The sequence below is a fragment of the Cellvibrio sp. PSBB023 genome (assembly GCF_002007605.1).
Taxonomy (GTDB): Bacteria; Pseudomonadota; Gammaproteobacteria; order Pseudomonadales; family Cellvibrionaceae; genus Cellvibrio.
In genome coordinates this window covers 945,916-958,907 of sequence record NZ_CP019799.1, presented here as the reverse complement: position 1 = coordinate 958,907, position 12,992 = coordinate 945,916, and the positions used below count along the sequence as shown (strand labels likewise).

Below are 12,992 nucleotides of genomic sequence, written 5' to 3'. Positions count from 1 at the left end.
TCAGGTTTATCTTGGTTGATTTTCTTCACCATAATTCAAGGGTCACCTATGAGTGACCAGTTTCCTCATTGTTGGCTGGTGTCGATGATTGCGGCACCGCAGTATCAAGCGGCTCCTCAATGGTCACAAAAGCCTCTTCACCCTCTACAAAGCCATCCTCGTAGAGTGCTGTTTGGGTATCCACTTCCACCTCTTCCAACTCATCCAGTGTAGCGACAGGCTGATCATCCGGAATAGGTGGATCTGTATCTTTTTCGCCCAAGCCAGCCTCACCCAAATCCAGGACCGGATTCAACTCATCCAAATCACGGATTTCACTGAGTGAGGGCAACTCATCCAAACTTTTTAAATTGAAGTAATCCAAAAATTGGCGGGTTGTTGCATAGAGCGATGGGCGGCCGGGCACATCACGGTGCCCAATTACTTTCACCCAATCGCGCTCAAGCAGGGTTTTCATAATGTGCGAACTGACAGCAACGCCACGAATTTCCTCAATATCGCCGCGTGTGATTGGCTGTCGATAGGCAATGAGTGACAGCGTTTCCAGTAGCGCACGTGAGTATTTTTGTGGTTTTTCCTCCCAGAGGCGATTCACCCAGGGCGCCAAATTATCACGCACCTGGAAGCGCCAACCGGAAGCCACTTCTTTTAACTCAAAACCACGCCCTTCACAGGCGGCCTGAATATCAGCGAGTGCAGCCAGCACCTCGTCTTTCGTTGGTGCGACCTGCTCATCGAACAAATCCAGCATACGCGCAACCGTCATTGGCTGCCCTGCCGCCAAAATTGTACCTTCGATAATCTGACGCAAACGCTCGGCATCAACCGGCATTTGCGTTACCGGAACGGTGGCAGGCTCCTCCATCAGCGCGTCGTCGGCCGATGAACGAGTACCCTCTTCCGGTGCATCCAGGACTTCATCTAATTCTTCGGGGATTATTGTATCGGTCATTGTGTTCTGGCTTTTACGTGAATAGGTGCAAAAGATTCGCTTTGAACAATCTCTACCAGAGATTCCTTAATCAACTCCATCACCGCAAGGAAGGTCACTACCACACCCAAGCGCCCTTCTTCTGCTTTAAAAAGACTCACAAAGGGCACAAAGTGTTGGTGCGCCAAAGTATCCAAAACCTGCGCCATACGCTCGCGCGTTGATAAGCGCTCCTTGGATACATGGTGACTTTCAAACATATCCGCACGTCGCAACACCTCTGACAGGGCGAGCAACAGCTCTTGCAATTCCACATCGGGATCAAGGCGTGTCAGGCTGCGGTCAGGCCCTGCGACTGTAACCGGAAAAACATCACGCGCTACGCGCGGAAGCTTATCCATATCCTCGGCTGCCTGCTTGAAACGCTCGTATTCCTGCAAACGACGAATCAGGGAAGCACGAGGATCGTCCTCTTCTTCCTGCTCTTCACTGGAGCGAGGCAATAACATGCGCGACTTGATCTCAGCCAGCATGGCCGCCATGACCAAATACTCGGCCGCCAACTCAAACTGATGGGATTCCATCAGATTGACATACGCCATGTACTGGGAGGTAATCTCGGATACGTTAATCTCAAGAATATCAATATTTTGGCGACGGATCAGATACAGCAACAAATCCAGAGGCCCTTCAAACGCCTCCAAAAATACTTCAAGTGCATCCGGTGGAATGTACAAATCCTGCGGTAGCTGGGTATACGCTTTGCCATGAACCACAGCAAAAGGCATTTCGCCTTGCTGCGGTGCTTTTGATGAAGCGGCGGCATCAACAGGAGCTTGCTCAGTTGAAATGTCAGCAACATCCGGAACGTCATCCACAGCGACCGGTACCGAATCTGTTTCAGAGTCCGGATCAGGCAGCGGTACGGGTTCGAGAATTTCAGTCACTCAGCAAGCTCATCAGTCGAATAAGAAAAGAACGCCATAGGGCGGACAATACAGGAGCGGCATTATAACGATTTAAGGAGGCGCCGGACAGCAGCCCGTCAAGACAATAAAATTATAATGGAATCAATCAGTTGGCATCGAACGGAGCAAAATCTCCCTTGCCCTGGCGCACCAGCTCTGGCACATCCTGAGTCAGATCGATCACCGTCGTTGGCTCCAACCCACAATAGCCGCCATCAATCACCAGCTCCACAAAATGCTCCAAGGTGTCGCGAATGTCGTAGGGGTCAGTCATTGGAAACTCTTCACCAGGCAACAGCAAGCTACTGGTCATCAATGGCTCGCCCAATTCTTCAAGTAAAGCCAGGGCGATAGGATTATCAGGCACACGCAGCCCTATGGTTTTGCGCTTGGGGTGCATCAAGCGACGCGGTACATCAGCGGTTGCCTCAAGGATGAAGGTATAAGCACCGGGCGTATGGTTTTTTAACAGGCGAAATACCTGATTATCCACGCGCGCATAGGTTGCCAACTCGGACAGGTCACGACACATCAGGGTGAAATTGTGATTCTTATCGAGCTTACGCAGCGTACGTATGCGCTCCAAAGCATCCTTATCACCAATGTGGCAGCCAAGGGCGTACGCGGAATCTGTTGGATAAGCGACCAACCCGCCTTTGCGGATAATATCTGCCGCTTGTACGATTAAACGGTGCTGCGGGTTTTCCGCGTGAATTTGGAAAAATTGTGCCATGGTAAAGACTCCTTACGACCCCATCAGCCATAAACAGGCCAGGATGAAAAGGCTATAAAGCCCGCAGGCCTTACGCATTAATATTGTTATAGCCCAACAATTCCCACACAGCCTTGGCCTGTGGTGGCAATCGACCAAAACCACCCAGATCCTGCCAAGGTTGATCGGGTATATGAAAATCAGAGCCGCAAGATGCATAAAGGTTACGGCTCGCGGTAATACGCAATAAATCGTCTGTCATCGCAGAGGGCTGCAAACCGCTGATTACCTCGATAGCATCGCCGCCAGCCGCCACAAAGGAATCGACTAACGCGCACATTTTGGTACGAGTAAGCTCATACTTTGCCGGATGCGCCAACACTGCAACGCCACCTGCACCGTGAATCCAGGCAATAACCTGATCCATTAATGGCCACTGGTATTTCACATCAGCCGGTTTTCCTGCTCCCAGGTATTTTTTGAATGCAGCATTGATATTCTTTACCGCACCAATGGCAACCAAATACTGGGCAAAGTGAGGTCGGCCAACACTGACGCCACCGGCCAATGCACGCGCGCCAGCCAAGGCATCGGGAAAGCCGGCCTTCGACAGCCGCTCGGCAATAGCGATTGAGCGCGCTGCACGCGCATCCTCCTGGTGTGCAATGGCCTCAGCTAAAACAGCGGAATCAATATCCACACCCAAGCCAACAATATGAACACCACCCCGCCCCCATTGGCTGGAAAACTCAATGCCGGGAATTAACTGGATCGCCGCATCCAATGCGGCTTTTTGTGCAATCCGAACGCCAGCTATGGTATCGTGATCCGTAATTGCCAACACCGAGACACCGCGCTCTTTGGCGCGCGCAATCAAGGCTTCCGGGCTTAGCATACCGTCTGAAAAATACGTATGGCTGTGCAGATCAAAAATCACTCAAATACCACTTTACTAGAAGATCGACAGGATTGGTCATGACTGACAACAACGCGGAAAAATCACCTCCCATGTTAGCCGATAAACCCCCTCTGGAAACGACAAATTCCCAGCCCAAGCCAAAAAAAGAAAGCTTTTTTGCCAATCTGTTAATGAACATCGTCATTCCGACGCTGATTCTGACCAAGCTTAGCGATGCAGAATATCTAGGACCAACCTGGGCGCTAGTCATTGCGCTCGCCTTCCCACTGAGTTATGGCTTGCGCGATTTTATCGCCAACAAAAAAGTGAATGTTTTTTCGGCACTCGGTATCGTGAGTGTATTGCTCACTGGCGGTCTGAGCCTGTTGCAACTCGACCCGGAATATTTTGCAATTAAAGAAGCTGCTATACCCGGTATTCTCGGCATAGTCACACTCGTCTCCATAAAAACCCGCTACCCTTTGGTGAAAGTATTTATTTACAACGATAAAGTGCTAAAAATACAAAAAGTGGACGCGGCACTTGAACATTATCAAACCAAAAAACATTTTGAACGCACCCTGAGCAATGCCTCATTGATGATTGCGGCGTCTTTTTTTCTATCCTCGATTTTAAACTACGTACTGGCTAAAATAATTTTGGTTAGCCACCCAGGCACAGCAGAGTTCAATGCAGAACTGGGTAAAATGACAGCACTAAGCTACCCTGTCATTGCGCTACCAATGTTAATCATCATGATGGGCACACTCTTCTATGTGTTTCGCAGCATTCGTCTGCTAACCCACCTGACACTGGAAGAAGTGATTAATGATGGTAGTACCGAATAAGAACAACAAGTACATCGCAAGCCCAATGTAATTCAATAACAAAACATTCAAGCGGTGCCTTAGCGGGCCGCTGCACTATTTTTCAGAGACCGTTTTATGTATTACGCCATTATCAGTGAAGACATTGCCAATAGCCTTGATAAACGAAAAGCGGCCCGCCCCGCACACCTTGCCCGATTGCAGCAATTGACCGATGAAGGTCGCCTGCTCATCGCAGGACCACACCCTGCCATCGACAATGAAAACCCTGGTGATGCAGGCTTTACCGGCAGCTTGGTTGTTGCGGAATTCAATTCACTGCAAGACGCACAAGCATGGGCTGATGCCGATCCCTATATTGCAGCCGGTGTTTATGCCAAGGTCATCGTAAAACCCTTCAAAAAAGTTTTGCCTTAATTTTCATTTTTCAGGATTGGAGCCACTGTGAAACATTTAAATCTTTTGGGTGCAGGATTGTCGCTTTTGGCCCTCCCCTTTATCAGCCTGCCAAGCTTTGCGATTGAAAAATATGTCTCTGATGTTATTTATGTCCCTGTTCGCAGCGACAAAAACCCTCAGGCAGGGGTTTTGCAACAAGGTGTGCCCAGCGGTACAAAATTGAATTTTTTGCGCGAAGAAATAGGAACAGACAATAACCTCTGGTCACTGGTTGTGACGCCGGAGGGCACCGAAGGTTGGATTCGCAGTCAAAATATCAGCGATAAACCAACAGCAGCATTAAAGCTGGCAGCCCTATCGGATTCATCTCGCAGCCTCATCAGCCTGCAAGCTGAAAATACTGAACTTAAAGCACAGCTGGAAAAGCTCCAGCAAGAACACCAACAATTACTCGATGACACCGAGGATATGCGCCAAGCCGCAACCACTGCCCTCAACCTCGAGGAAGAGCATCAACGTATGCTCACCGAAAACCAATTATTACAAACGCACGCCGATGTATTAAAAGCCGAAAACGAAAAACTAAAAGATACCGATCGTTTCAATCATTGGCTCTATGGTGGCGGCCTTATTTTGGGTGGCATATTGTTATCGCTGATTTTGCAAGCTATTGGCCGCCGTAAACGTAAATCAGAGTGGCGCTAACAGGAGCTTGATGATGCTAAAAAGTCTTACAGGTTTATTGGCGGGTATCTCACTGCTGTTATCTGTTAACAGCATGGCAGAAAGCAACTTGATCGCCATGAAAACAGACCTTGGAACCTTTGTGATTGAGGTTTATCCCAAGTCTGCTCCTGCTACGGTAAAAAACTTTTTAACCTATGTTGATAGCAAGTTTTACGACGGGACGATTTTCCATCGCGTTGTGCCCGGTTTTGTTGTGCAAGGTGGCGGCATGACATTTGATTTCACCGAGAAACCAACAGCAGACCCCGTAGTTAATGAGTCGATTAATGGCCTGCCCAACGACTACAAGAGTGTTGCTATGGCGCGCCAGTCAGATCCTGATAGCGCAACCGCACAGTTTTATATCAACCTCAAAAACAATACCGGACTCAATGCAACAGGCACCAAACCCGGCTATACCGTTTTTGGAAAAGTGGTCGCAGGCATGGACGTGATTGAGAAAATCTCACAAGAACCACGCGGTATGTTCAAAGCACACCCTGAAGCACCCAACTATGCTGTGCGCGTACTGAGCGCAACCAGAACAGATTCGGCAGGTGTGCAGGCTATTATTAACGCGCAGCGCGCAACCAAACCGTCGAGCATCAAAGATGCCTTGGTACCCATCGATGAAAACCAGTAATGACACCGCACTCAGCGTTAACCTCAATAAAATAGCGCTGATCAGAAATTCTCGCCCAGGCAATTATCCCGATGTAGTTGCACACGGGGAAACCTGCATTAATTCAGGTGCCGATGGCCTGACCGTTCACCCTCGCCCGGATCAACGTCACATCAGACCTCATGATGTGTATGAGCTGAGTGAATTGGTGAAAAACTATCGCGGTATTGAATTTAATATTGAAGGAAACCCCTACGCAGAATCACTGGGAAACTTTCCCGGTTTCATTAAGTTGGTTAGCGACGTCATGCCTGATCAGTGCACCTTGGTGCCAGATACTAATGACCAACTGACATCTGACCATGGTTTCGATTTAACAGTCGCCAGCAAAAAGTTAACGCCATTGATAAAACAACTACAAGACCAAGGTGTCAGGGTCTGTTTATTTATGGACCCGGATATTGAGCAAATCAGTTTGGCAAAAGAGATAGGTGCAGACCGCATTGAGCTTTATACCGGCCCTTATGCCGATGCATTCAAAACGCCAGGCCAGCCATTTGATGAACTGTTTGCACGCTACATGAATGCTGCCCTGCATGCGCAATCAATTGGTATTGGTGTAAATGCAGGCCATGACCTGAACCTTCATAATCTCGCACATTTTCGCCAAATCCCTGCGCTGCTTGAAGTATCAATTGGGCATGCACTCACGGTTGATGCCATCGCCATGGGATTGCCTGCTGCAGTAAAAGCGTACAAATCTCTTTGCACAACCCATCATTAAATCGACACAAGAATTCAAGCATGACTAATGACCGCGAAGACAGCCTCGCTTATTTGGAAAAAAAACGCTTTTTTGATTCACTCATGACCGTGTACGGACGCAAAACAGTCCTGGAAGCACTGCAAGATTCCTCAACGTTTATCTACAGATTGCATTTAGCCAAAAGCAATAAACCGGCTGGTATTTTGGATGAGATATCTACACTGGCCAAACAGAAGGGCGCTGAAATTGTTTATCACGATCGCCAGGCGCTCTCCCGCATTTCTAAAAATGCTGCGCAAGACCAAGGTGTGGCGGCAGATTTACAGCTACGCGGCTATCAACTCTACGATGAATTCCTGCGCAATAATCACGCAAAAAATTACACGCTGCTAGCACTTGATGGCGTACATAACCCACAAAACCTTGGCATGATTATTCGCTCTGCATGCGCAGGACAAATCGATGGAATACTGCTGCCCCAAAAAGGCAATGCGCAAATCGATCCATTGGTCATCAAAGCCAGCGCCGGCACAGTTTTCCGTGCGCCGCTGCTCCGCTGCAAAGACTTGCCCGAGGCATTAGTTGACTTCAAAAAGAAAGGAACTGTGGTGTGCGCACTTTCATCGCATGCACCAACGGAACTGAAAAAGTTCACACCCGATGCTCCCTGCATTTATGTACTAGGCAATGAAACTGAAGGAGTTTCACCCGTTGTGGCCAAACTGTGCAATGAAAGCGTGAGAATTCCAATGAACAATGGCGTCGAATCCCTGAATGTTGCCGTTACTGCAGCACTGATTGCGTTTCGCTAAATATTGTTACTACCCACAGACCGCACAAATAAAAAGAGGAGCCAATGCTCCTCTTTTTATTTGTGTACAGATTACAGTTTGTAACCGTCTTCTTCATGCAATGCCAAATCAAGGCCAATCGTTTCGTCTTCTTTGCTGACACGTAAACCAGCAGTAAACAGACCCGTCAACTTAAGCAATACATAAGTAACAACAGCGGTGTAAACAAAAGTCACAATCACACCCAGAAATTGAACGCCAAGTTGCTCGCCAATCGAGTTAATACCCTCAGCAAACCCCTGGCCACTAAATACACCCAGCTCAGTGGATGCAAACACACCAGCAAGAATAGTCCCCAGCACGCCACCAACACCGTGAACAGGAAATACATCTAATGAGTCATCAATCTTCCAGACTCGCTTAACCAATTGCGTCATGTAGAAACAGACAACGCCCGCACTTAAACCAATTAATAAAGCGCCACCAGGGCCAACATAACCGGAAGCAGGTGTAATAGTACCCAGGCCTGCAACCATACCTGTAACAATACCCAAAGCACTTGGTTTTCTAAAACGCATCCACTCAACAGCCATCCAGGACAACGCACCTGCAGCTGCTGAAATATGCGTCACTAACATTGCCATAGCCGCATTACCATCAGCCGCCAAGGCACTGCCTGCATTAAAGCCAAACCAACCCACCCACAGCATGCCCGCGCCGGTAACAGTCATTGTCATATTATGTGGAGGCATAGCCGTTGTAGGAAACCCATTACGTTTACCCACGACAATTGCAGCAACCAATGCGGCCACACCAGCAGTAATGTGCACTACCGTGCCGCCAGCAAAATCAAGAAGCCCTTTCTGAAACAACCAGCCAGAACCTGACCATACCCAATGACAAACGGGAATGTACACAGCAAACAACCACAGACCAGAAAACAACAACATAGAAGAAAACTTTACACGCTCCGCAAACGCACCAACAATCAATGCTGGAGTGATGATGGCAAATGTCATTTGAAACATGGCATGCAAACTGAGTGGAATACCGCCAGAAACAGCATCCTCAGTTACGCTACCCAAAAAGACCATACTAAAATCACCAATCCAGGCATTTCCTTCACCAAATGCCAAGCTGTAACCTGCGATCAACCACAGCAACGATACCAAGCATGCAATTGCAAAACACTGCATCAACACAGAGAGAATATTTTTAACGCGAACAAGACCACCGTAAAATAAAGCCAATCCCGGCAGGGTCATAAACAGCACCAATGCTGTCGATGTCAGAATCCAAGCCGTATTTGCTTGATTGATCGCCTCTTCCGCAAATGCTATTGGCGACATACAAGCAGTCAGCACAGTGGCAACAATGAATGAAATAGTGGAATTTAGTTTTTTCATACTTACCCCAGAATGATTATTGTTTGAGACCAACCAAATGTGACGCAAACATGAGCCGCAATTTGAGCGCCTCAATATGAAACAATTCACCCTACGACCTAGGTGTTGATTTGCCACACTGAAAGATATATTAGGTGGAAAATGCACAACCAGAGAGCACTAATTGTCGAATATCTATCTAAACGCTAAATGGCTCTGCGCCAAAGCAATAAATGATCCAAAAACAAAAAAAAATTATTTTTCAATAAGTTATAAATTATCAGGCTGTTTATACAATCAAAATAAGCACCATAAAGAGACATCAAAAACAATCGAGATCAATATCGGTGCAACATCAATCACAAGACAATGAAAATAAAGGAGATAAGGTAGAATGACAGGAACAATCGTTACTTAAGATCAGTGAAGCATGGAATTATTGATTGCCTATTTGTTAATACCCCTGATTCTTGCATTGGGGCTATCGAAGCTTGTTATCTATTGGTTTGGGCGTCGTCTTTTAGATATCCCCAATGATCGAAGCTCGCATACCGTCCCTACACCACGCGGAGGTGGCATTGCCATAGTACTGGCAACGGTATTGAGCCTATTAATCACCGAGCTATCAGGAATGCCGCAACCTCCAACACTACTCTACCTGATAGCCCCTGGCCTACTTATGGCTGCGGTAGGAATCGCCGACGACCTATTCACACTCAACATACGCATCAGACTTATCATCCAGTTGGCAGTAGCCTGCACCATTACTGGAGTCATCCTGCATAACACAACACACCCCATACTTATCGCTGCGACTCTAGGAGCCATATCTATTCTTGGCATTGTCTGGCTCACCAACCTCTATAACTTTATGGATGGTATTAATGGGCTCGCAGCACTTCAAACCGTGTTTGTCTGCGGAAGCATGAGTCTTCTCTTCTTTCTCAAGGCGGAACACCCTGAGACACTTCTACTTATGCTCACCCTTAGCAATGCAAGCCTGGGCTTTTTATATTGGAATTTCCCGCGCGCAAAGCTATTTATGGGGGATGCGGGGAGCCTTTTTATTGGCATAACGCTCGCTACATTAATGGTATGGACCGCATATAACGATATGACCACCGCCTGCATCTGGCTTATTATTCTGACGTCATTCATCGTAGATGCCAGCTACACCCTCCTTGCCAGACTGACAACCGGACAAAAATTCTATCTGCCACACAGATCGCACTTTTATCAAAAAATCGCACAAAAACTAAACTCTCACACAAAAGCAACGCTATTAATCATGTGCTTTAATCTGGCATGGCTACTTCCTTTGGCCATTGCCACACAACTCGACAAGATTAATGAATTCGCTGCATTGATGCTGGCTTATACACCGGCACTCTATGGCGCACACAAAATCAAAGCAGGAAAAGCCGAATAGCAGGAAGCAGGAGCAGGAGCAGGAGCAGGAGCAGGAGCAGGAGCAGGAGCAGGAGCAGGAGCAGGAGCAGGAGCAGGAGCAGGAGCAGGAGCAGGAGCAGGAAGCATAATAGCAATACCTGCTTTTCAAGATATATATTTAGGAATAACGCAACAAGGCGTTACTTATCAATACTCTCGTTTACGCGATCGCGCATTTCTTTGCCAGGCTTAAAATGAGGGACATATTTGCCTTCAAGCACGACAGCCTCCCCTGTTTTTGGATTTCTACCAGTACGGGGAGCACGATAATGCAACGAGAAACTACCAAACCCACGAATTTCGATACGTTCGCCGGACGCGAGAATATCGGACATATAATCGAGCAACAGCTTTACTGACATCTCGACATCTTTGATGGTCAACTGATTTTGCTTTTCGGTGATGTATTCAATCAATTCTGACTTTGTCATAACCTGCTCTCTGTTATTAGCCAACGTTCAAGCAACACAAACATCATAGCTGAGCCTGAGCCCAAGTAAACCACCCACAAAAAAATAATGGCCAGCAATGCTGGCCATTATCCACAAGCAAAAAACTTACTCTTTGCTTTGCATTTGCGCTTTAATCAAATCACCCAAGGTGGTTGGAGAAGCTTGATCAGATTGCTTGCTAGAAAGCTCTTTCATAGCAGTCTTTTCTTCTTCAACATCTTTGGATTTCACTGACAGGCTGATGCTGCGATTTTTGCGATCTACGGCAATGATCTTAGCTTCAACTTCGTCGCCCACTTTCAGCAGGTTACGTGCATCTTCTACTTTCTCACGGCTCAACTCAGACGCTTTCAAAGTAGCTTCTACGTCATCAGCCAAAGTGATTACAGCAGCTTTTGCTTCAACTTCTTTCACGATACCTTTAACTACGGCACCTTTGTCATTCACAGAAACGTATTCTGAGAATGGATCGGTTTCGAGCTGCTTGATACCCAAAGAAATGCGCTCACGCTCTGGATCGATGGCCAATACCACTGTCTCCAATTCGTCGCCTTTCTTGTACTTGCGAACAGCTTCTTCGCCAGCTTCGTGCCAAGAGATGTCTGACAAGTGAACCAGACCATCAATACCACCATCCAGACCGATGAAGATACCAAAGTCAGTGATTGACTTGATCTTACCGCTGATCTTGTCGCCTTTGGCGCAAGTACGAGCAAATGCATCCCATGGATTTTCTTGGCATTGCTTCAAGCCGAGAGAGATACGACGACGCTCTTCGTCGATATCCAATACCATAACTTCGATTTCGTCGCCCAATTGCACAACTTTTGAAGGATGAATGTTTTTGTTAGTCCAATCCATTTCTGAAACGTGGATCAAACCTTCAACACCCTCTTCCAACTCTGCGAAACAACCGTAATCAGTCAAATTGGTTACTTTTGCTTTCACACGAGCGCCTTCCGGGTAACGCTTGGTGATTTGTATCCACGGATCTTCACCCAATTGCTTCAGGCCAAGAGATACACGGTTACGCTCACGATCAAACTTCAATACTTTAACGTCGATTTCGTCACCAACGTTTACGATCTCACCTGGGTGCTTGATACGCTTCCACGCCATGTCGGTGATGTGCAACAGACCATCAACACCGCCCAAGTCAACGAATGCACCGTAGTCGGTAAGATTTTTAACAATACCTTTAACTGCTTGACCTTCTTGCAGGGTGGCCAGCAATTCATCGCGCTCAACAGAGTTAGCTTGTTCAAGTACAGCGCGACGAGAAACAACTACGTTGTTACGCTTTTGGTCGAGCTTGATAACTTTGAATTCCAACTCTTTACCTTCAAGGTGAGTAGTTTCGCGCACAGGGCGAACATCTACCAATGAACCAGGAAGGAAGGCACGGATACCAGCAACGTCAACGGTGAAACCACCTTTAACTTTACCGTTAATAACACCTTTGATAACTTCTTCAGCAACGTGAGCAGCTTCGAGAATTTTCCAAGCTTCAGCGCGTTTGGCTTTTTCACGTGACAGTTTGGTTTCACCGAAACCGTCTTCAACGCTTTCCAGAGCTACTTGTACTTCGTCACCGATCTGGAGATTCAACTCACCCAGTTCGTTACGGAATTGTTCTGCGGGGATGACACCTTCAGACTTCAGGCCTGCGTGTACGGTAACCCAGTCTTTGTCGATATCGATTACTACACCAGTAACGATGGTGCCTGGCACCATATCAACGGTCTTTAAACTCTCTTCAAATAACTCAGCAAAACTTTCGTTCATACTCATCGTATTACCTATAGATTAGAGGTACAGACGTTAAACTCACGCCCTACCTTTTCCGCACGGCCAGTCACGCGGGTCAGTTAATGTAAAGCAAAGATCCCCTCAGGCTGGGTTTGACGACCCTCACTACTGCCAAGAAACACTCTTAATGACCGAGATCACGAAACCGGAAAATTAGCAGGTGCAAGAGCCTAGCAGAATGCGCTTTATTTATCAACAGCTTAGGGAGAGGAATAGATAAGGAGAAAAGAAAACAATTGCAGACTGAGACAACAATA

At 47.2% G+C, this 12,992-nt stretch carries 15 protein-coding genes; 8 read left to right on the top strand and 7 right to left on the bottom strand.

Going from position 1 to position 12,992, the window contains the following annotated elements; all coding sequences use genetic code 11:
- Window positions 1-46: 46 nt before the first annotated feature.
- The 4 genes from scpB to B0D95_RS04345 form a co-directional block, all read right to left on the bottom strand.
- Complete coding sequence (gene scpB / locus B0D95_RS04360; protein WP_246841721.1) at window positions 47-952, bottom strand: SMC-Scp complex subunit ScpB; 906 nt, start codon at window positions 950-952, stop codon at window positions 47-49.
- Window positions 949-1,782 (bottom strand): ScpA family protein, encoded by an 834-nt coding sequence (locus tag B0D95_RS04355; protein ID WP_246841781.1) that lies wholly within the window; start codon window positions 1,780-1,782, stop codon window positions 949-951. Before B0D95_RS04355 ends, scpB begins: the two co-directional genes overlap by 4 nt.
- A gap of 223 nt (window positions 1,783-2,005) precedes the next feature.
- A complete protein-coding gene (locus tag B0D95_RS04350; RefSeq protein WP_078042755.1) occupies window positions 2,006-2,632 on the bottom strand; it encodes an L-threonylcarbamoyladenylate synthase in 627 nt (208 codons plus the stop codon).
- Window positions 2,633-2,702: 70 nt separating this feature from the next.
- Window positions 2,703-3,548, bottom strand: a complete 846-nt coding sequence (locus tag B0D95_RS04345; RefSeq protein WP_244904757.1) for a PHP domain-containing protein — start codon at window positions 3,546-3,548, stop codon at window positions 2,703-2,705.
- A gap of 38 nt (window positions 3,549-3,586) precedes the next feature.
- Between B0D95_RS04345 and B0D95_RS04340 the strand changes: the two genes are divergently transcribed.
- The 6 genes from B0D95_RS04340 (at window position 3,587) to B0D95_RS04315 (ending at window position 7,661) form a co-directional block, all read left to right on the top strand.
- The gene (locus B0D95_RS04340; RefSeq protein WP_371453136.1) at window positions 3,587-4,357 is read left to right on the top strand and encodes a VC0807 family protein; all 771 of its coding nucleotides are present in this window, start codon (window positions 3,587-3,589) and stop codon (window positions 4,355-4,357) included.
- Between the two features lie 96 nt (window positions 4,358-4,453).
- A complete protein-coding gene (locus B0D95_RS04335) occupies window positions 4,454-4,753 on the top strand; it encodes a YciI family protein (RefSeq protein WP_078042754.1) in 300 nt (99 codons plus the stop codon).
- A 66-nt stretch (window positions 4,754-4,819) separates the two neighbouring features.
- The gene (locus tag B0D95_RS04330) at window positions 4,820-5,440 is read left to right on the top strand and encodes a TIGR04211 family SH3 domain-containing protein (RefSeq protein ID WP_244904755.1); all 621 of its coding nucleotides are present in this window, start codon (window positions 4,820-4,822) and stop codon (window positions 5,438-5,440) included.
- A 10-nt stretch (window positions 5,441-5,450) separates the two neighbouring features.
- Window positions 5,451-6,104 (top strand): peptidylprolyl isomerase, encoded by a 654-nt coding sequence (locus B0D95_RS04325; RefSeq protein WP_246841720.1) that lies wholly within the window; start codon window positions 5,451-5,453, stop codon window positions 6,102-6,104.
- Window positions 6,091-6,867 (top strand): pyridoxine 5'-phosphate synthase, encoded by a 777-nt coding sequence (locus B0D95_RS04320; RefSeq protein ID WP_078042752.1) that lies wholly within the window; start codon window positions 6,091-6,093, stop codon window positions 6,865-6,867. The genes B0D95_RS04325 and B0D95_RS04320 overlap by 14 nt, the downstream gene beginning before the upstream one ends.
- 20 nt (window positions 6,868-6,887) lie before the next feature.
- A complete protein-coding gene (locus B0D95_RS04315; protein ID WP_078042751.1) occupies window positions 6,888-7,661 on the top strand; it encodes an RNA methyltransferase in 774 nt (257 codons plus the stop codon).
- 71 nt (window positions 7,662-7,732) lie between these two features.
- Here B0D95_RS04315 and B0D95_RS04310 read toward each other — a convergent pair whose 3' ends face one another.
- A complete protein-coding gene (locus tag B0D95_RS04310; RefSeq protein ID WP_149867966.1) occupies window positions 7,733-8,989 on the bottom strand; it encodes an ammonium transporter in 1,257 nt (418 codons plus the stop codon).
- A 466-nt stretch (window positions 8,990-9,455) separates the two neighbouring features.
- Here B0D95_RS04310 and B0D95_RS04305 point away from each other — a divergent pair, with 466 nt between their 5' ends.
- Together B0D95_RS04305 and B0D95_RS20520 are read left to right on the top strand one after the other, a co-directional pair.
- Window positions 9,456-10,454 carry a glycosyltransferase family 4 protein gene (locus B0D95_RS04305; protein WP_078042749.1) on the top strand — a complete coding sequence of 333 codons (999 nt, stop codon included), beginning with the start codon at window positions 9,456-9,458 and terminating at the stop codon, window positions 10,452-10,454.
- Window positions 10,417-10,563: a hypothetical protein gene (locus B0D95_RS20520; RefSeq protein WP_168172372.1), complete on the top strand. Its 147-nt coding sequence runs from the start codon at window positions 10,417-10,419 to the stop codon at window positions 10,561-10,563. The genes B0D95_RS04305 and B0D95_RS20520 overlap by 38 nt, the downstream gene beginning before the upstream one ends.
- 51 nt (window positions 10,564-10,614) lie before the next feature.
- Here B0D95_RS20520 and ihfB read toward each other — a convergent pair whose 3' ends face one another.
- Together ihfB and rpsA are read right to left on the bottom strand one after the other, a co-directional pair.
- Window positions 10,615-10,905, bottom strand: coding sequence for an integration host factor subunit beta (gene ihfB, locus B0D95_RS04300; protein WP_078042748.1), 291 nt, complete (start codon window positions 10,903-10,905; stop codon window positions 10,615-10,617).
- A gap of 126 nt (window positions 10,906-11,031) precedes the next feature.
- Window positions 11,032-12,711 carry a 30S ribosomal protein S1 gene (gene rpsA, locus B0D95_RS04295; protein ID WP_078045611.1) on the bottom strand — a complete coding sequence of 560 codons (1,680 nt, stop codon included), beginning with the start codon at window positions 12,709-12,711 and terminating at the stop codon, window positions 11,032-11,034.
- Window positions 12,712-12,992: the final 281 nt, after the last annotated feature.